General features: G+C 67.4%; 16 protein-coding genes. 12 read left to right on the forward strand and 4 right to left on the reverse strand.

Annotated elements, in window-relative coordinates; all coding sequences use genetic code 11:
* Positions 1-41 precede the first annotated feature (41 nt).
* From BACI349Y_RS19270 to BACI349Y_RS19285, 4 genes are read left to right on the forward strand one after another with little or no spacing between them, the layout of a single operon-like run.
* Complete coding sequence (locus BACI349Y_RS19270; protein WP_159634705.1) at positions 42-1,124, forward strand: ABC transporter ATP-binding protein; 1,083 nt, start codon at positions 42-44, stop codon at positions 1,122-1,124.
* A complete protein-coding gene (ggh, locus tag BACI349Y_RS19275; protein WP_159634708.1) occupies positions 1,121-2,479 on the forward strand; it encodes a glucosylglycerate hydrolase in 1,359 nt (452 codons plus the stop codon). Before BACI349Y_RS19270 ends, ggh begins: the two co-directional genes overlap by 4 nt.
* 27 nt (positions 2,480-2,506) lie before the next feature.
* Entirely contained in the window at positions 2,507-3,706 is a 1,200-nt protein-coding gene (locus BACI349Y_RS19280; RefSeq protein ID WP_159634711.1) for an ROK family transcriptional regulator, read from the forward strand.
* Positions 3,707-3,741: 35 nt separating this feature from the next.
* Positions 3,742-4,488, forward strand: a complete 747-nt coding sequence (locus BACI349Y_RS19285) for an SDR family NAD(P)-dependent oxidoreductase (RefSeq protein WP_159634714.1) — start codon at positions 3,742-3,744, stop codon at positions 4,486-4,488.
* A gap of 49 nt (positions 4,489-4,537) precedes the next feature.
* Here BACI349Y_RS19285 and BACI349Y_RS19290 read toward each other — a convergent pair whose 3' ends face one another.
* The 3 genes from BACI349Y_RS19290 to uriH are packed head-to-tail and all read right to left on the reverse strand — an operon-like array spanning position 4,538 to position 8,049.
* Entirely contained in the window at positions 4,538-5,500 is a 963-nt protein-coding gene (locus BACI349Y_RS19290) for a ribokinase (RefSeq protein ID WP_159634717.1), read from the reverse strand.
* The gene (gene uriT, locus BACI349Y_RS19295; RefSeq protein WP_201302482.1) at positions 5,497-6,912 is read right to left on the reverse strand and encodes a uridine transporter UriT; all 1,416 of its coding nucleotides are present in this window, start codon (positions 6,910-6,912) and stop codon (positions 5,497-5,499) included. The genes BACI349Y_RS19290 and uriT overlap by 4 nt, the downstream gene beginning before the upstream one ends.
* A 15-nt stretch (positions 6,913-6,927) precedes the next feature.
* Positions 6,928-8,049, reverse strand: a complete 1,122-nt coding sequence (gene uriH, locus BACI349Y_RS19300; protein WP_159634723.1) for a uridine-preferring nucleoside hydrolase UriH — start codon at positions 8,047-8,049, stop codon at positions 6,928-6,930.
* A gap of 269 nt (positions 8,050-8,318) precedes the next feature.
* Here uriH and BACI349Y_RS19305 point away from each other — a divergent pair, with 269 nt between their 5' ends.
* From BACI349Y_RS19305 to BACI349Y_RS19315, 3 genes are read left to right on the forward strand one after another with little or no spacing between them, the layout of a single operon-like run.
* On the forward strand, positions 8,319-9,308 hold the full coding sequence (locus tag BACI349Y_RS19305) for a LacI family DNA-binding transcriptional regulator (RefSeq protein ID WP_442858430.1): 990 nt from the start codon (positions 8,319-8,321) through the stop codon (positions 9,306-9,308).
* A gap of 34 nt (positions 9,309-9,342) precedes the next feature.
* Complete coding sequence (locus BACI349Y_RS19310) at positions 9,343-10,449, forward strand: GTP pyrophosphokinase (RefSeq protein ID WP_159634729.1); 1,107 nt, start codon at positions 9,343-9,345, stop codon at positions 10,447-10,449.
* A 6-nt stretch (positions 10,450-10,455) separates the two neighbouring features.
* Positions 10,456-11,436: a homoserine dehydrogenase gene (locus BACI349Y_RS19315; protein ID WP_159634732.1), complete on the forward strand. Its 981-nt coding sequence runs from the start codon at positions 10,456-10,458 to the stop codon at positions 11,434-11,436.
* A 9-nt stretch (positions 11,437-11,445) separates the two neighbouring features.
* Here BACI349Y_RS19315 and BACI349Y_RS19320 read toward each other — a convergent pair whose 3' ends face one another.
* Complete coding sequence (locus BACI349Y_RS19320) at positions 11,446-12,351, reverse strand: MBL fold metallo-hydrolase (protein WP_159634735.1); 906 nt, start codon at positions 12,349-12,351, stop codon at positions 11,446-11,448.
* A gap of 197 nt (positions 12,352-12,548) precedes the next feature.
* On the opposite strand from BACI349Y_RS19320, the gene BACI349Y_RS19325 reads away from it, so the two are divergent.
* The 5 genes from BACI349Y_RS19325 (at position 12,549) to BACI349Y_RS19345 (ending at position 17,669) form a co-directional block, all read left to right on the forward strand.
* On the forward strand, positions 12,549-13,601 hold the full coding sequence (locus BACI349Y_RS19325; protein ID WP_159634738.1) for a D-2-hydroxyacid dehydrogenase: 1,053 nt from the start codon (positions 12,549-12,551) through the stop codon (positions 13,599-13,601).
* A 13-nt stretch (positions 13,602-13,614) separates the two neighbouring features.
* Positions 13,615-14,352 (forward strand): fumarylacetoacetate hydrolase family protein, encoded by a 738-nt coding sequence (locus tag BACI349Y_RS19330; protein ID WP_159634741.1) that lies wholly within the window; start codon positions 13,615-13,617, stop codon positions 14,350-14,352.
* Positions 14,353-14,443: 91 nt separating this feature from the next.
* On the forward strand, positions 14,444-15,241 hold the full coding sequence (locus tag BACI349Y_RS19335; protein WP_159634744.1) for an IclR family transcriptional regulator: 798 nt from the start codon (positions 14,444-14,446) through the stop codon (positions 15,239-15,241).
* Between the two features lie 158 nt (positions 15,242-15,399).
* On the forward strand, positions 15,400-16,749 hold the full coding sequence (locus BACI349Y_RS19340; RefSeq protein WP_159634747.1) for an MFS transporter: 1,350 nt from the start codon (positions 15,400-15,402) through the stop codon (positions 16,747-16,749).
* The gene (locus BACI349Y_RS19345; RefSeq protein ID WP_268891554.1) at positions 16,746-17,669 is read left to right on the forward strand and encodes an NAD(P)-dependent oxidoreductase; all 924 of its coding nucleotides are present in this window, start codon (positions 16,746-16,748) and stop codon (positions 17,667-17,669) included. Before BACI349Y_RS19340 ends, BACI349Y_RS19345 begins: the two co-directional genes overlap by 4 nt.
* Positions 17,670-17,789 lie beyond the last annotated feature (120 nt).

Here is a 17,789-nt window from a genome sequence, read left to right on the forward strand (position 1 = left end):
CCCCTCCCCCGCTCACCACCATTCTTTTGAAGGAGCCGATCGTGGCTGACATCCAAATCTCCAACCTCGTCAAGACCTATCCGGGCGGATCCGAACGCGCGACCGATGACGTGTCCCTGTCCATCCCGGACGGTGAATTCACCGTCCTCCTTGGCCCTTCCGGCTGCGGAAAGACCACCCTGCTCCGGATGATCGCCGGACTTGAACTGCCGGACTCCGGCTCCATCTCCATCGGCGGCCGCGACGTCACCTACCTGCCGCCCAACAAACGCAACCTGTCCATGGTGTTCCAGTCGTATGCCGTGTTCCCGCACCGGAAGGTCCGGTACAACATCGGATTTGGGCTGCGGATGGCGAAGGTTCCTGCCGACGAGATCGAACGCAAGGTCCAGTGGGCAGCAGATCTCCTCCAACTGGGCCCCTACCTGGACCGCCTGCCGGCGAACCTCTCGGGTGGCCAGCGGCAGCGGGTCGCCGTTGCGCGTGCAATCGTCATGGACGCCGACGTCCTGCTGATGGATGAACCGCTGTCCAACCTCGATGCCCTGCTGCGCCTGACCTTCCGGTCCGAGCTCAAGAAGATCGTCCAGGACCTCGGGACCACCACGGTTTACGTCACGCACGACCAAAGCGAGGCACTTTCCCTCGGAGACCAGGTTGCGGTGATGCGGAAGGGCCGGATCGCGCAGCTGGGTGACCCGCTGGACGTCTACGACGCACCCGCCGACCGGTTCGTGGGCGGCTTCATCGGTTCGCCGCCGATGAACTTCCTGGACGCAGCAGTCAGCCACGACGGCGGCACGCTGGTCCTGGGTGAACAGCGGCTCATGGCCCCGTCCATCCTGCGTTCCTTCGCGGGCAAGGACGTCCTCCTTGGGGTCCGCGCCGAAAACGTGACGGTTAGCAGCACCCGGTCTTCCGGCGATGTGGCCGCTACGGTCCTGGTGGTGGAGCCGATGGGATCCACCATCCTGCTCACCGTTGAGGTCGACGGACACACCCTCAAGGTGCAGGCACCCCCCACCTTCAAGACGGCACCCCACCAGACCATCTGGCTGGGCTTCGCCCCGAACACCATGCGCGTCTATGACCGCGAAACGTCAATGGCACTGGAGGCCTCATGAACCCGACCCATTCCCTGTCCATGGAAGAACTGCGCTCAGCCGCCATTGAAGTGTTGAAGATCAATGACCTGGGCACCATGACCAGTGCCGCCCCCAACCTGTACCCCCATATGTGGAGCTGGGACGCGGCGTTCGTTGCCATCGGCCTGGCCCGGACCAGCGTTCCGCGTGCCGTGACGGAGCTGCGCAGCCTCCTCAAGGCGCAGTGGTCCACGGGGATGATTCCGCACATCGTCTTCAGTGACAACCACACCGGCTACTTCCCGGGCTTCGACCGGTGGGGAACGGCGGACGCCGCGGCGCTGCCGGAAGGCATCAAAAGCAGCGGCATCTGCCAACCGCCGGTGCACGCCATCGCCCTGCGCCACATCGTGGACCGCGGACGGGAAAACGGCGGCGCGGACCAGGAGGTGGCCGAGGCGTTCCTGGCCGAATCTTTTGACGGCTGGCTGGCGTGGCACCGGTGGCTGGCCACCGTCCGGGACCCCGACGGCGTGGGACTTGTTGAAATCCACCACGGCTGGGAGTCGGGCTTCGACAACTCCCCCCGCTGGGACGGCCCCTACTCGCGGATCGTGCCGGGAACCGTGCCGCCCTTCACCCGCCGCGACGTCCTGCACGTCGCGGACGCCAGCGAACGGCCGGACGACGCCGAATACACCAAGTACCTGTGGCTGGTGCAGCAAATGGCGGAGGTCAGGTTCGATGACGCCGCCGTGCAGGACACCGTGGATTTCCGTGTCCGCGACGTCTTCTTTTCCGCCATCATGGCGGCCTCCAGTGAGGTACTGGCAGGACTTGCTGCGGAAATCGGCCGGGACCAGGACGCCGAAGAACTCAGAAGCATGGCCACCCGCTTCCGGGAGGGCGTTGCCTCAACCGTGGACCCGGCCACAGGGCTGGCACGCGATTACGATGTGCTGGCCCGGGAGTGGATCGGCACCGAAACTGTCTCGGGCTTCGCTCCCCTCGTCGCCGGCGGCGACCCCGCCCTTCTCGCAGCCCAGCGGGAGCTCCTGCTGGGACCGCGGTGGATGGGGTTCCCGGGCCTTCGGTTCGCCCTGCCGCCCTCCACCTCTCCAGCCAGTGAGGCCTTCCGGCCGCGGACGTACTGGCGCGGACCGGTGTGGCCTTTCCTCAACCTGCTGCTTGGCTGGGCCTGTGCCCGCGACGGCGAGACCGCCCTGGTCGACGCGCTCAGGTCGGCGTCCCTTGAACAGCTTTCCGACCTGCAGTTCGGCGAGTACTACGAGCCGTTCACCGGGGAGCCCCTGGGAAGCCTCGCCCAGGCCTGGACAGCGGCTGCGGCGCTTGAGTGGGTGGGGCCGGCCCAGGAGAACCGTCCGGGGAAGTAGGCTGGGAAACCGGGAAAGGGGGCCGGAGTGACGGTTGAAAGAGTGCCTGCGGGACTGGTTGGGGCGACGTCGCACGGACACCTGCTGGAGCTGATCCGCGCCGGGGATGGGCTGTCGCGGCAGCAGCTCCTTTCCACCACCGGGATGTCGCGTGCCACCCTGTATGAACGGCTGGATACCCTGACGCGGCGGGGCTACATTTACGAAGCCGAACCGCTGGGGTCCACCGGGGGCCGCCCGTCGCGGAAGATCCGGTTCGAAGACCGGGGCAGGGTGGTCCTCGCCATCACCTTGGGCCAGACCCACGGAACGGTGAGCATCGCCGACACCACCGGCCGGCAGCTGCGCTCCTTTACGAAGACCCTCGATGTCAGCGCTCCCGCCGAGTCCGTGCTGGGTCCGTTGATCCGGGAAGGGCAGGAGCTGCTGGCCCAGGGAAAGAACGAGACCCTGCTCGGCATCGGTGTCAGCCTTCCGGCCCCCGTGGAGGCTGACACCGGGCACGTCCGGCACCCCACCACCCTCCCCGGCTGGGCAGACGACTCCGTGGTGCAAGCGGTCACCGCATCCTGGGACCTGCCCCTCGTCGTCGAAAATGATGCCAGGGCGGCCGGCCTGGGCGAGCGCAGGAGCGATGCCGAAACCGTGGTGTACGTGAAAGTGGGCACCGGCATTGGCTGCGGCATTGTGGTGGAAGGCTCCATCCTGCGGGGCGCCCACGGTGCGGCGGGGGACATCGGGCACATCCGCATGACCCCGGACGGCCCGCTCTGCCGGTGCGGCCGCCGCGGCTGCCTCGCCGCCTACAGTTCCGGCAGGGCACTCAGCGAAAAGCTCAGCGGCCGGGGCTTCAGGAATATGGCTGACATCCGCGCCGCCGCCTGGGCCGGCGACCCGGCCGTGCTCGGCGCCGTTGAGTCGGCAGCGGAGGTGCTGGGCAGCGCCCTGGCCGCCACCGTCACAACGCTCAACCCGGACCGGCTGGTCCTGGGCGGTGACCTGGGTTCCCTGGACTTTTTCGCAGAGCAGGTGGGAGAGCGCGTTCTCGCCGATGTGGTGGACCGCATCGGCGAGGGCCTGGTGGTGGAAACAGGGCATCCGGAGGACCAGGCTGCCTGTTCGGGGCTCGCTACCCTGGTCATGCGGAAGATCTTTGCTCCGGGCGCCGTAGACCAGGTCTTCTCCGAAGAGGCGGTCCGCGTGGCATCCGGCAGCACCAGGCGGTAGCGGCAGGGCGACGACGAGCGAAAGAAGGGCCGGACATGGCACGCATCTTCATCACCGGATCCACCGACGGACTTGGCCTCGCGGCGGCGGACACGCTGTTGCGGGACGGCCACGAGGTGATCGTGCACGCGCGGTCCCTGAAGCGGATCCCCGCAGTCCAGCACCTGCTGGACCGCGGGGCGCAGAGTGTTGTCGGGGACCTGGCCATCCTGGCGGACGTCCGGAAAATCGCGGAGGACGTCAACGGAATCGGCGGCATCGACGCCGTCATCCACAATGCCGGCGTCCTCAGCGGCGCGGCGCTGCTTCCGGTGAACGTGGTGGCCCCGTACGTGCTCACCGCCCTCATTCCCGGCCCCCGCCGGCTCATCTACCTGAGCAGCGGGATGCACCGCGGCGGCGACGACGGCCTGGACGGCCTGGACTGGGCAGGACGCACGACGACGGCATCCTACTCCACCACCAAGCTGCACGTCACTGCGCTGTCGGCAGCCGTGGCCAGGCTGGTGCCGGGCGTCGCCAGCAACGCGGTGGATCCCGGCTGGGTGCCCACCCGGATGGGCGGGCGGTCTGCCCCGGACAGCCTGGAACTGGGCCACCGCACCCAGGAGTGGCTGGCCACCACTGACGATCCGGCAGCGCTGGGCAGCGGCGGCTACTGGTACCACCAGCGCCGGCAGGCCCCGCACCCGGCCGCCATTGATCCGCGGTTCCAGGACGCCCTGCTGTCCCGGCTCGCGGAGCACACCGGCCTCACCCTTCCGGAATCGATTGCTCCGTAAACGCCGTTTTGGGGCGCGAAAACGACAAGTACGGAGCAATCGACGGGGGTTAGGCGGTACTGAGGCGGCGTTCGACGTCGGCCGCTTCCGGATACGCCGCCTGCGTCCCTTTGCGGGTGGTGGCCAGCGCCGCGGCAACGGAGGCGAATGCGGCGGCATCGGCGAGTGCATCGCCCGCGGCCAGCCGCACCGCCACGGCACCGGTGAAGGCGTCCCCGGCCCCGGTGGTGTCCACGGCGGCCACCGTGGTGGGCCGGATCCGGGTCACCCGGGCGCCGGGCGCTGCGAGTGAATCCAGCACCACGGACCCCTGCGAGCCCAGGGTCACCAGGGCCTGATGGATCCCGTGGCCGGCAAACCGTTCCCGCACCGCGTCCCACTCCTCAGCAGCAGCGTCCGCCCCCGGAACTTCAGAAGCCAGGAACAGCGCGGCCTCGTGCGCGTTGACCAGGAGGACATCTGCCAACCCAGCCAGGGCTGGCGGGATCTCTGCATACGGCGACAGGTTCAGCAAAACTGTTGCGCCGGCGTCGTGCCCTGCCTGTGCGGCGGCCAGCACGGTCTCCATGCCGACTTCCAGGCAGAGGCTTACCACGGCGGCCCCCTCCAGGACCTCCGCGGCGCCGGCCACGTCCGCCGGGGACAGCGTTCCGTTGGCGCCGGCCGAGATGATGATGTTGTTCTCGCCGCGGGCGTCCACGGCGATCACGGCGACACCGGTGGGTTCGCTTGATGTGCGCACATGGCTGACGTCCACGCCTGCGCCGGCCACCGAGGCCTCGAGCATGTTGCCGTTGGCATCCTCCCCCACGGCGCCCACCAGGCTGACGTGCCCGCCCAGCCGGGCCGCGGCCACGGCCTGGTTGGCGCTCTTGCCGCCGGGGTTCACGGCGAACCCGTTGCCCTGGACCGTTTCGCCGGGCTGCGGAAGCCGCTCGCAGTAGATGGTGAGGTCGGCGTTCAGGGAGCCGACGACGACGATCCGGCCTGGAGCGGCAGCGGCGGCACTCATGGGGCTACCTCGGCCTCAACCGGCTTGGGGATCAGCAGCGACGCCGCGAACGCTGCCACGGTCAGCGCCAGGCCGACCACCACGACGGTCAGGTACGACGCCGTCGCATCGCCAAGTGCGGAGGCCGCCACCAGGACGGCGGGCAGGATGAGGAAGCTCAGGCCCGCGCCCAGGTTGAAGGCGCCGGCGTTCATGCCGGGAAGGAAGCCGGGGTTGCCGGCGGGTGAAAGGACAACGCCGAGTCCATTGAGCATGATGTTGACCGTACCGGCGTACATGATGCCCAGCAAGACCGTGCCGGCAATCATCATCGGCAGGCTATGCAGGCCCAGGAAGGCGATGACGGCGAGCGCGGCGATGCTGCCCAGCAGTCCGATCCGCAGCACCCTGGTGTACCCGAGCACCGGGGCGAGGCGTCCGCTGAGCGGGCCCACCAGCCAGCCGAGCAGGGCGTACGGGGTGAGGATGATCAGCGACATCTCGGTGGGGCCCACGCCGAAACCGGGGTCCGCGGCCTGGACGTAGGCGGGCACGATGCCGTTGATCACCGCGAAGATGCCCGTCATGGTCAGGGTGGTGGTGAGCAGGGGTGCCCAGGTGGCGCGCTGGCGCAGGTGCACCGTTTCCACCATGGGCTGGGCGGCGCGCTGTTCGGTGCGCCAGAACGCGAAGAACGCGGCGGCGGACACTAGCACAAGCGCAAGGCTCAGCAGCAGGGTGCCGGAGTCGAAGCCGGCCACGAGCTTGGCTGCTTCGTTGAGCGCGGTGAGCAGGGCGCCCACGGCCACCACGATGAAGAACACGCCGCGCCAGTCCATCCGGGTGCCGGCGCCGGGCTTGCTCTCGGTGGCGAGGAACATGATGAGGGCGGTGGCCGCGAGGGCCAGGACCACCATCAGCCAGAAGATGCTGCGGAAGCCGAAGTGCTCGGCGAAGTAGCCGCCCACGAAGGAGTCCACGCCGGCCACGCCGCCGTTGACTGCGGTGATGAGGCCCATGAGCGTGCCGTACTTGCGGGGGTTGCTGACGGCGGAGCGCAGCATGATCAGGCAGAGCGGGACGGTGGGGCCGCTGACGCCCTGGATGATGCGGCCCACGAAGAGCCACGTGATGTCCGGGGCCAGCGCTGCGATGACGGAGCCCACGGCCATGAGCAGCATCATGCCCACCAGGACCTTCTTGCGGCCGATGATGTCGCTCAGGCGCGGCAGGAACAGGGAGAACAGCGCGGCGGCGGTGAAGAACCAGGTCTGGGAGAGGCCGATCAGGGCCTGGTCCGCCTTGAGTTCCTGGCCCATGGTCACCAGGGCGGGGCTGAGCATGGAGGCGTTGAGCTGGAACGCAACGCAGGCGGCCAGCAGGGCGGTCATGAGGGCGGCGATGTTGCCGCGGCCGGTCTTTGTTTCAGTCATGGTTGCGGTGGCCATCTACTTGACGCCTCCGGCGGTGAGCTGGGCACTTTCCGGGCGTACGACGTCGGCCGTGCTGCCTTGGGTGCAGTCTGCACCTTGGTGCCTGCCGCCGTCGTCCGCTTTGGCATTGGCGCCCGGCTCGCCGATGCGGACCAGCGCGTCGGTGACGAGGTCCCAGAACCGTGCGTGGTCCAGGTCCACGGCCACGCTGGTGTGGCAGTCGGCGGGGGCCGGGGCGCGGAAGTCCGCCACGGTCATGCCCAAGGTCAGCGTGCCCTGGAGTTCAATGTTCACGGGAACCTTGCGGGTGCTGACGATGCTGGGGTCGATGACGTACGCGACGGCGCAGGGGTCGTGGACCGGCGGGTGGTCGAAGCCCTGCGCGTCCTTGTAGGTGTGGGCGAAGAAGTCCATCAGTTCGGTGACGAACTTGGCGGGCCCGGTACCGATGGCGGCGATCTTTTCCACGACCTCCGGGGTGGCCAGCGCCTGGTGGGTGAGGTCCAGGCCCACCATCACCACGGGCCACTTTTCGTTGAAGACGATGTGGGCGGCCTCGGGGTCGATGATGATGTTGAACTCGGCCACGGCGCTCCAGTTGCCCACGTGGTAGCCGCCGCCCATGAGGACCACTTCCTTGACGCGTTCCACGATGCGCGGTTCCTTGCGGGCAGCCAGGGCGATGTTGGTCAGGCCGGCGGTGGGGACCAGGGTGACGGTACCGGGCTCGTGCGCCATGACGGTGTCGATGATGAGGTCGACGGCGTGGCGCGGGTCGAGCCCGATGGTGGACTCAGGGAGCGCGGGGCCGTCCATGCCGGACTCGCCGTGGATGTCCGGTGCGGTTTCGATGCTGCGGACCAGCGGGCGGGGGCAGCCGGCGGCGAAGGGGACGCCGGTAATGCCGGCGATGGTGCCGACGGCCAGGGCGTTGCGGGTGACTTTTTCGAGGGTCTGGTTGCCCACCACCGTGGTGACGGCCAGCAGTTCGATGTTGGGGTTGCCGTGTGCCAGCAGCAGGGCCACGGCGTCATCGTGGCCGGGGTCGCAGTCCAGGATGATCTTCCGGGGTTCTGTTGAACCCGTCCGGTGCTGGCTCGCTTGGGGATTTGGTTCCACGATAGTGCTCCACGTCATTGGGGCCTGCCTTGCGGGCAGGGGTCTTGAGTATTCCGCGAGTGATCATGGCAGGGTTTTGTGGGCTGCGTCAAGCGCTTAACGTGATGGGGTGCATTGCCGAACGTCAAACGCTTGATGCCATGTGGGACAAGGAAGCCAGCCCGCCTGGTCGTGGAGGCCTGCAGAGCCCGCAATCCGTCCGCGCCGGGGACTACTACGATCAAAGTATGGATTCCGGGGAACAGGTGCAGCAGCAACGGCCACGGCCGCGGCGGGTGACGGCGGCGATGGTCGCTGCGCGGGCCGGCGTTTCGGTGGCCACGGTGTCGCTGGTGGCCAATGGCAAGACCGCCGGGCGCGTGGCCGAGGACAACATTTCCCGGGTGCGGGAGGCCATTGCGGAGCTGGGGTACGTGGTGGACGGGATCGGCAGTTCCCTGGCCAAGGGCGTCAGCTCGATTGTGATCCTGGTGGCGCCGGACATCTCCAACCCGTTCTTCGCCAAGGTGATCGCCGGGGTGCGGGAGTCGCTGGGCCCGCAGTACCAGCTGCTGCTGTCCGTCACGGAGGCCGGCGAATTTCCGGAGGCCGACGACGTCCGGCGCCTGATGTCCCTGCGGCCGGCAGGGCTGCTGGTGGACGCACCCAACGCCGGGTTCCTCGAAGACCTCGCGTCGCCGTCGCCCCTTGTCCTGCTTGATGCGCCGGGACTCGAGTCCTACGCGCCCTCCGTGAACCTGGATGTGGCCAGCGGGGCACGCCAGCTGGCGGCGCACCTGGCCGACGCCGGGCACAGGGAAGCTGCCTACGTGGACAGCGTGACCGGCACCGAGACGTTCGCGGTCCGGCGCGCGGCGTTCCTGGAGGAGGCCGCCTCGCGCGGCATCACCGTGAGCCCGGAGCGCATTATCAGCACCACCATCGACGTCGGTGCCGCGGCGGGCGCGTTCGCCGAAGCGTGGCCGGACTGGCAGCGCGCGGGAGTAACCGCCGTCGCCTGCGCCACCGACACCCACGCGTACGGGGTGCTGCAGGAAGCGCGCGTGGCAGGGATCCGGATCCCGGAGGAGCTGGCCGTGGCCGGGTTCGACGACCTGCCCTATTCGGCCACCAGCAATCCGGGCCTGACCAGTGTGCACCTGCCTGCCACTGCCCTGGGCCAGAAGGCCGGGGAGCAGCTGCGCGGACTCATGGAGGGGAAGTCGCCGGGGTCCGGCGGCGTCACCCTGGAGACCTCGCTGGTGGTGCGCGGCTCCACGTCGGCCGCCGCAACGTAGGCTTCCTGTCGGACCCCGGCCGTAAGCTGGGACCATGCCGAGTAACTGGGAAAGTCTGGACGCACCGCTGCGTGAGTCGGTGCAGCACAACGTGGAGATCTATGAGCGCGTCCGGCCTGCCCTGAAGCTGGTTACCCGTGATGTCCTGCTTGTTTTGCGGGACATGCTGAAGGACAGCGAGGTTAACCCGCTGTTCGTTACCGGCCGCACCAAGACTGTGGAATCCTTCAAGGAAAAGATCTCGCGCACCGAGGAGCCGCTGGAACCGGGCGGGCGGAGGCTCCTGAAGTTTCCGGACCCGTTCCGCACGCTCAATGACATGGTGGGCATCCGGGTGATCACCAAGCTGCCGGCGGAGAATGCCGCGGTGGCCAATGTCATCAAGCGCCAGCGGCAGCTTTTCGACTGCCGCGGCGACCGGGAAAAGGACATCGGCTCCATCGAGTCCGGCACCTACGGGTATTCCAGCCGGCACCTGATCCTGCGCACCATCCAGAATGAAGCCGTCAAGGAGTACCAGCAGGTCTTCAACCCGGACCTGCAGCCCAACGGCAGCTACTTTTTCGAGTGCCAGATCCGCACCATTTTCGCGCACGCGTGGAGCGAGATTGAGCACGATATCCGGTTCAAGGCCGAGGACCCCCGCGCCTGGACGCCGCACTTCGACCGGCAGTTCACGGCCACGGCGGCCATGCTGGAAACCGTGGAAACTGCTTTCTCGGACCTTCACGAAAGCTACGAGGAAGTCCGCGGCTACTGGGACATGGACGGCGAGGGTGCGGCCCCGCTGACGCCCAACCGGATCCGGGACGTCTGGCGGACCCTGCTCCCGCACGTGGACCGCAAGGTGGACGATGACTGGGGCTGGGCTGCCGAGCTTCTCGCCGCGCATGGGCTCAACCAGACCATGCAACTGGCCGGACTGCTCAGCGCCAACCAGATCACGGAAGTCCGCAAGGCCCTGGACCACCGCTACTCCCCCGGCCCGGACCGGCTCCTGGATGACCTCCTCCTCTGGCAGTACGGCACCAAGCACATCGACCTCACCGCAGAAGATCCCGACGCCGTCCCGCACCCGCGGCGCGACAGCCTCCTGCGGCGGCTGCGGCAGATTGAGCGGTACAGGATGACGAAGAAGTAGGGGCGGTTGGTAGAACCTGTGCGGCTGGTCCTGTCCGGCTTCGGTGCCGTGGGCCGCGCCTTTGTCGATGCTTTTCTGGAGCAGGGTCCCCTGTTGCAGCTTGCTGCCATCCGCGGTCACGGGACCGAAGCCTTCCTTGCGCCGGGTTCCGCTGTGCCCGCCCGTTCGTCATGGGACCAAACCGGGCCCATTGAGGAAACGCTGTCCCGGACCGCCGCCACTGTCCTGGTCCAGGCCCTGCCATCGTCGCCGGAGGCCCACGCGCGCGCCCTGGAGGAGGCGGTTGCTGCGCTCCGGAGTGGGGTGGATGTAGTGACAGCAACCAAAAGCCACATCCTCAGCCACTGGCGGGACCTCGAACGTGCCGCCAGCGAGGGCGGGAGCCGCATCCGTATCTCGGGGGCCACCGGCGCCGCGCTTCCCACCGCGGACATGGCCCGCGTCGCCCTTCGGGGCATGGGCTGCAACGTTTTCCGGGCCTGCCCCAACGGCACATCCACGTTCATTTTGGATGAGCTTGCCGGCGGTGCCGGGCTGGAGTCCGCGGTCCGGGAGGCGCAGCGCCGCGGCATCGCGGAGGCAGACCCTTCCGCGGACCTGTCCGGGAAGGATGCGGCCACGAAGGTGCGGCTTATCGCCGGGCTTCTCTGGAACTGGGACGTGTCCACCATTGCGGTGGAGGCGGAGCCCATCGACTCCTCCACGGCCGCCAGGGCACTGGAGGCCTCCGGGCAAGGCTTGCGTTTACGCGCCGTGGCGTCCGCCTCCCTGGAGCGGCCCATGATGGTCACGGTCCGCTTGGAAGCCGTGGCACCGGGGGACCCGCTTTTCGCCATTGCTGGACCGGAGAAGGCCATGGTCTTCAGGTGCCCGGACGCCGGGGACATCACCGTCCAGGGCGGCCGCTCCAGCCCGAAGGGGGCGGCACTGGCGATGCTGAAGGACGTACTCAACCTGTCCGGGTCAAATACCTCCGGGTTCCGGTAAACCAGCAGGTCACAGGGGAATTACGTCCAAAGCCGCGGGGGCGACAATCTCTCCCGTGTATCCCGCTTTTTCGGCCGCAGGCAGCACCATGGCCAGCCACACCTCCGGAGGCTGAACGGTGGGGGTGTAATGGCTCAGGACGAGCTTCCCCGCCCCTGCAGCTGCGGCTATGGCCGGCAGTTCAAGGACGCTGGAATGCGCTTCGAACAAGTGCTTGGTCAATTCGGCGGCCTGCGGCCCGGGAAGACCGGCAGCGATTCTCTCAACCGCGGAGTTGTCCTGTGTCTCATGGACCAGAACGTCGCAGTCCTTGGCGAGGGCAATCAGGTTTGCATCATGGGCGGCAGTGTCGCCGGAAAAGACCACCACCTTGCCCGTGCATTTAATGGTGAACCGGTACGCATAGGAGTCCGCCACTTCCGGGCCGTGGAACACCCTGGTTGCGGCCACCACCACGTTCTCATCCTCCATGACGGGAGTGATGGTGCCATCAGCAGGCAGTTCGACGTCGTGGCCTTCGACCGCCGGAAACGGGCCAAAACCGCCACCCGCCTGGTACAGGGAGATATCGTCCTCGAAGCCGGCCAGGAGGTTCCTTGCCTTGGCTTTGGTCCCGGGCGGTCCCCACAGGTCAAGGAACGACAGCGGCGGGCGGGCCGTCCACCCGTGGAGCAGCAGCCCCGGCAGCCCCGAAGTGTGATCGAAGTGATGGTGGGTAATAAAGACGCTCCGAACCGGGCCGAAGCCGAGCCCCGAGTGGACCAACTGCCGTGAACTGTCCAGCCCACAATCCACCAGGTAGACAGCATTGTTGACTACAAGCGCGAGTGCCGGCTGGGCCTCGCCGGGCGCGATGACAGGTCCGCCGTTGACCCCCAGCATGACAAGCCTGTCTTCATGGTCCTTTGAATCCAAAACGTGCTCCCTAAGACGTTGTGACAGTGACGTCGCGGACCCACCTGACTGCAGGCAAACCCGATGACTTCCAAGAATCAGCCAGGAAGCGTCGGGGGGAGCAGGCTAATGTCATTCGTTGAAAAACTAATCGCAGTAAAAGAACCATGTGTCGCCCGCTGTTCAATATGTCGAACATCACCCAGTATGCTGTACGCATGACTTCCACCAAGACCGTGGCCATCGCTGTCCCGCTCGAAGCAGAGCTTGTGGACCAGATCCGCGCCGTTGACCCCACCGTCACTGTCCTTTACGAGCCCGGCCTCCTGCCCCCGGAGCGCTTCCCGGCCGACCACGCAGGGGATCCGGCCTTCAAACGGACGGCTGAACAGGAAGAGCGCTACTGGGCAATGCTCAACAGTGCCGACGTGCTGTACGGCTTTCCGAACGAGAGTCCTGACGGCCTGGCGCGCATCGCCCGGGAAAACCCACGGCTGGAGTGGGTCCACGCGATGGCGGCCGGGGCGGGCGGAGCGGTCAAGGCATCGGGCCTGAGCCAGGACGTCCTGCAGAAGTTCAAGATCACCACCTCCGCCGGAGTCCACGCCCTGCCCCTCGCGGAGTTCGCAGCGATGGGAATCCTCAACGGCTTCAAGCGCAGCGCCGAACTTGCCCAGGACCAGGCTGCAAAGGCCTGGCCCAGCCTCCGGGTCCCCACCCGGCTGGTCAATGGATCCAACCTGGTCATCAGCGGCCTCGGCGAAATCGGACTGGAAACCGCCCGGATCGCACGGGCACTGGGGATGAAGGTCAGCGGCACCAAGCGGACCGTGGAGCCCATCGACGGAATCGACCAGGTGGTGGACAACGCCGGGCTTCCCGCCCTCCTGGCCACGGCAGACGCCGTCGTCAACACCCTGCCCGGCACCGCCTACACGGAAAAGCTGTTCAACCGGGACCTGTTCGCCGCCATGAAGCCCGGGACCACCTTCGTCAACGTGGGCCGCGGAACCGTGGTGGACGAGGAGGCGCTGCTGGAGGCCCTGGACAACGGCCAGGTGGGCTACGCCTGCCTTGACGTCTTCGCCGTGGAACCACTGCCGCAGGACAGCCCCCTGTGGAACCATCCCAAGGTCATGGTCTCGCCGCACACCTCAGCCCTCAGCGCCGCCGAGAACCGCCTCATCACCGAACGGTTCTGCAGCAACCTCCGGACGTTCCTCGACGGCGGGGACCTCCCCCACCTCGTGGACACGGTCCACTTCTACTAGGACGGGCAGAGAAGTGCGCATCGCCAGAATCCAAACAGCAGCAGGCCCGCAGCACGCCGTTGAAAGCGACGGCACCTGGCATCACATCATCGACCCCTTTGAGGAAACCCTCCGTTACACCGGCGGCGCCACCACCCACAGCGAGGCAACATTCCTCGCCCCGGTGACGCCCGCCGTCGTCCTGGGCATTGGCCACAACAGGACCCTGAACGACCACCCACTGCCCATCCAGGCGTGGCACAAGTCCGTCCACACCGTCGCCGGACCCGGCGACACCATCACCGCGGTCCGCGGCAAAGGCACGGTCAATGCCGAGGGTGAACTCGCCGTCGTGATCGGCAGGACAGCCGCCAGCCTGACCGTGGAGAACGCCCTGGAGCACGTCCTGGGCTACACGTGCGTCAACGACGTCACCAACGTGGACCAGAACGCGGTGGACGAGCGGAATTTCCAAGGCAAGTCAGGCGTCAACTACACGCCCCTGGGCCCGTGGATAGAAACCCAACTCCCGGATCCCGAAAAGGTGTCCATCGACGTTTACGTTAACGGAGCAGCGAAGGCCGCCTCCGGGACCTTCAACCTCCCCTCCACAGTGGTGGACTGCCTTGTGTACGTCACTTCCTGGCTCACCCTGGAACCCGGGGATGTGGTGATGACCGGTGCACCCGCCACAGTGGTGCCCGTCGAGCCCGGGGACCGGGTGGACATCGTCGTGGAGGGCATCGGCACCCTGAGCAGCCTCGTGGCCTGACGGGAGGAGGGTGCCGACGCGGCCCTTATGATGGATTGCGTTCAGTTGACTGAACGGAACCGCAGTCTGCCCTGGCGACCTAAGGAGAATCATGGCCGATTCCCACATCCCCGCTTCATCCGACAAAGCGGGAGCCACCTCGCCGGCGCCGGCCGTCACCCGGGCAGCAGCCGTCCTGGATGCCCTTGCCGCCTCGGCCACCGGCCGCCTCACCCTGAGTGACCTCTCGCGCGAAGTGGGAATCCCCAAGTCCTCCACCTCCAACCTCCTGCTGGCGCTGGAGGAGGCCCGCCTGATCAGCCGGCAGGGCTCGGAGTTCACGCTGGGCCGCAAGCTGGTGGAACTGGGCGCCGCGTATCTCGGCCGGATGGATGAGGTGCAGGAGTTCTACCGCTACTGCGAGCAGGCCTCCGTCCTGTCCCGCGAAACGGTGCGGATCGCCATGCTGGATGGCACCAACGTCATTTACCTGGCCCGGTATGAGGGCCACCCCGCCGTGCGGCTCACGTCCAACATCGGCGACAAGATGCCGGTGTCCCTGTGCGCCGTGGGCAAGGCCCTGATCGCGCGGCTGCGTGACCATGACCTGGAGGAAATGTTCCCGGATGACGCCGAACTGCCGGTGCTCACCCCCAAATCCCTGCGCACCGGCGCGGAACTGAAGGCGCAGCTGAAGGAGATCCGCGAGCAGGGCTTTGCCTTCGAGGACGAGGAATCCACCACCGGCGTGGTGTGCCTCGCCGTCTCTGTCCCCACCCGCGGCGCCCACGGTCCCAGCCTGGGCCTGTCCGTGACAGCCCTCAAGGCCACTTACACGCCGGAGCAGGGCTCCCAAATGGTCAAGGAACTGCAGGAACTGGCCCACTCCTTGGGCAACCCGATGGGCTAGGCCCGGGCCGGCCCAGCGGCTTTCCGTAACTCAAAACCAAAAACTGTTGCCAGCTGTTCAGCTTGCTGTATTGTGTTCAGCATAGTGATCGACACAACAGGTGTTGCCGCTATCCCACCAGGCCAACGGGGGCCTGGAGTGCATTAGAGGGAGTTTTCGTGACAACTCGTACTAACTCACCGCAGGCCACCACGGACGGCGCCGTCGTCGATCCGGACCAGCTGCGAAGGGCAACACTTGCCAGCTCCGTAGGGTCCGCCCTGGAGTACTACGACTTCTACATCTACGGCCTGGCCTCGGCCCTGATCTTCGGACCACTGTTCTTCGCCCCGCTGGGCGAGAGCGGAGCCGTTATCGCCTCCTTCGCCACGTACGGCGTCGGATTCGCGGCACGGCCCTTCGGCGGCGTGGTCTTCGGCCACATCGGCGACCGCTTCGGCCGCAAGATGGTGCTCATCCTGACCATCGGCCTGATGGGCCTCTCCAGCTGCGCCATCGGCCTCCTGCCCACCTTCGACCAGGCGGGAATGCTGGGGGCGGTGCTCCTGGTGACGCTGCGCATCCTCCAGGGCCTGGGCGCCGGCGCCGAGCAGGCAGGTGCCACCACCCTCATCTCCGAGGTGGCCCCGCGCCGCCGTCGTGGTTTCTTCGCTTCGCTGCCGTTCGTGGGCATCCAGCTGGGCACCCTCCTGGGCGCCGGCACCTTTGCCCTGATGGCCCTGGCGGACAAGCAGGTCCTGCAGGGCTGGCTCTGGCGCGTTCCGTTCCTGGCCAGCATCATCCTGATCGCGATTGCCGTCTTCATCCGCCTCCGACTCAAGGAGACCCCGGTCTTCCAGGAACTGGAGAAGCACAAGGCCGTGGTCAAGAACCCGGTGGGCCAGATCTGGAAGCACTCCAAGAAGAACGTGCTGGTGGGCATTGGCCTCCGCATGGGGGAAAACGGCAACTCGTCCATCTACTCCGCGCTGCTGGTGTCCTTCATCAGCATGCCGGCCGGCGTCTTCCCCGGCGACAAGTTCATCGGCCCCACCGGCCTGCTGATCGCCGCGGGCTTCGCAGCGGTGCTGGTTGTTGCCTTCGGCGCCCTGTCCGACCGCTTTGGCCGGGTTCCCGTGTACCGCTACGGCGCGCTCTTCCAGGCCGTCATCGCCCTGCCGGCGTTCTACCTGGTGACGCTCGGCAACGTGGCCCTGGTCTGGGTGGTCATGGTGGTGGGCATCGCCCTGGGCGTGCAGTCCATGCTTGGCCCGCAGTGCGCCCTGCTCCCGGAACTCTTCGGCTCGCAGCACCGCTTCACCGGCGTGGCCCTGAGCCGTGAACTTTCGGCCGTGCTCGCCGGCGGCTTCGCCCCGATGATCGGCGTCGCGCTGCTGGCGGCCACCAACCACTCCTGGCTGGTACCCGCGCTCTACTCGCTGGTCCTGGCGGCTATCTCGTTCGCCACCACCTTCTTCACCCCGGAAACCAACGGCCGCGACCTGGTGCTCGTGGAGGATGCCAAGTGACCATCGGCAACGCCGCCCCCACGGACCCTGCGCCCAAAAGTGCGGGGTTCGTCGGGCTGGGGCTGATGGGAGCGCCGATGGCCGCCAACCTGCTCACGGCAGGGTGGAACGTCACGGGCTGGAACCGCTCCCCCGGCGCCGTCCGCGATCTCGAGGCGCTGGGCGGGAACGCCGCCAGCCACGTTGCGGACCTTCGGGACGAGCCCGTCATCATCTTCATGCTCCCCGATCTCCCCTTCATTGAAGAGGCTGCGGCGGGGCTCCTGGAGGCGTGGCGGGCGGCGCCGCCCGCACCGGGAACACTCGTTGTGGTGATGAGCAGCGTGTCGCCGGTTGCGGTGCGGGCCTTCGGGCTCGCCGTTGCGGATGCCAGCGGCGGAAGCGCCTCGGTGCTTGATGCCCCGGTCAGCGGCGGCACGGTCGGCGCGCAGCGGGGAACCCTCGCCATCATGGCCGGCGGTTCCCCGGAAGACTTCAGCCGGGCCCTCCCGGCTTTGGAGGCAATGGGGACCTCCGTCCGCCGGCTGGGTGACCTGGGTGCCGGCTCGCTGGCCAAGGCGTGCAACCAACTGATCGTGGGAACCACGACGGCGGCACTCGCCGAGGCTGCCGAGCTTGCGGAACGCTCCGGGCTGGATGTGGAAGCCCTCTTTGAGGTCCTGTCCGGCGGCCTCGCCGCCAGCAGGGTGCTGGAGGTGGTGGGCCCCCGGCTCGCGGCAAAGGATTACACGCCGACAGGGCCGGCGAAGTTCATGCACAAGGACCTGTCCTTCGTGCTGGAAAGCGCCGCAACTGCCCGCACCGCCACACCCATGGCTTCCGCCGGCGTCGACCTGTACGCGGAACTGGTGGCGCAGGGCCTTGGCGATCTGGACCTGGCCGTGGTGCGGCAGGCGATCGCCACCCTGGGCCGGCATTGAGCTGCGGGACCCCGGAATGCCGGGGTCCCGCCGTCGTTAGTGGCCCCAAAGTGGGCCATTCCGGCACCGGTCCACGGGTTCGAAAGCGGGACGGCCGTTTAAACCCTGCTATATTCTGGT

The organism is Arthrobacter sp. 8AJ (genome assembly GCF_902506025.1).
Lineage (GTDB): Bacteria > Actinomycetota > Actinomycetes > Actinomycetales > Micrococcaceae > Arthrobacter.

Coding starts and splice junctions, on each gene's coding strand:
- uriT (WP_201302482.1), bottom strand. CDS start 6,912: ATGACTGAAACAAAGACCGGCCGCGGCAACATCGCCGCCCTCATGACC.
- BACI349Y_RS19325 (WP_159634738.1), top strand. CDS start 12,549: ATGACTTCCACCAAGACCGTGGCCATCGCTGTCCCGCTCGAAGCAGAG.
- uriH (WP_159634723.1), bottom strand. CDS start 8,049: ATGACGTGGAGCACTATCGTGGAACCAAATCCCCAAGCGAGCCAGCAC.
- BACI349Y_RS19290 (WP_159634717.1), bottom strand. CDS start 5,500: ATGAGTGCCGCCGCTGCCGCTCCAGGCCGGATCGTCGTCGTCGGCTCC.
- BACI349Y_RS19305 (WP_442858430.1), top strand. CDS start 8,319: ATGGTCGCTGCGCGGGCCGGCGTTTCGGTGGCCACGGTGTCGCTGGTG.
- BACI349Y_RS19285 (WP_159634714.1), top strand. CDS start 3,742: ATGGCACGCATCTTCATCACCGGATCCACCGACGGACTTGGCCTCGCG.
- BACI349Y_RS19335 (WP_159634744.1), top strand. CDS start 14,444: ATGGCCGATTCCCACATCCCCGCTTCATCCGACAAAGCGGGAGCCACC.
- ggh (WP_159634708.1), top strand. CDS start 1,121: ATGAACCCGACCCATTCCCTGTCCATGGAAGAACTGCGCTCAGCCGCC.
- BACI349Y_RS19310 (WP_159634729.1), top strand. CDS start 9,343: ATGCCGAGTAACTGGGAAAGTCTGGACGCACCGCTGCGTGAGTCGGTG.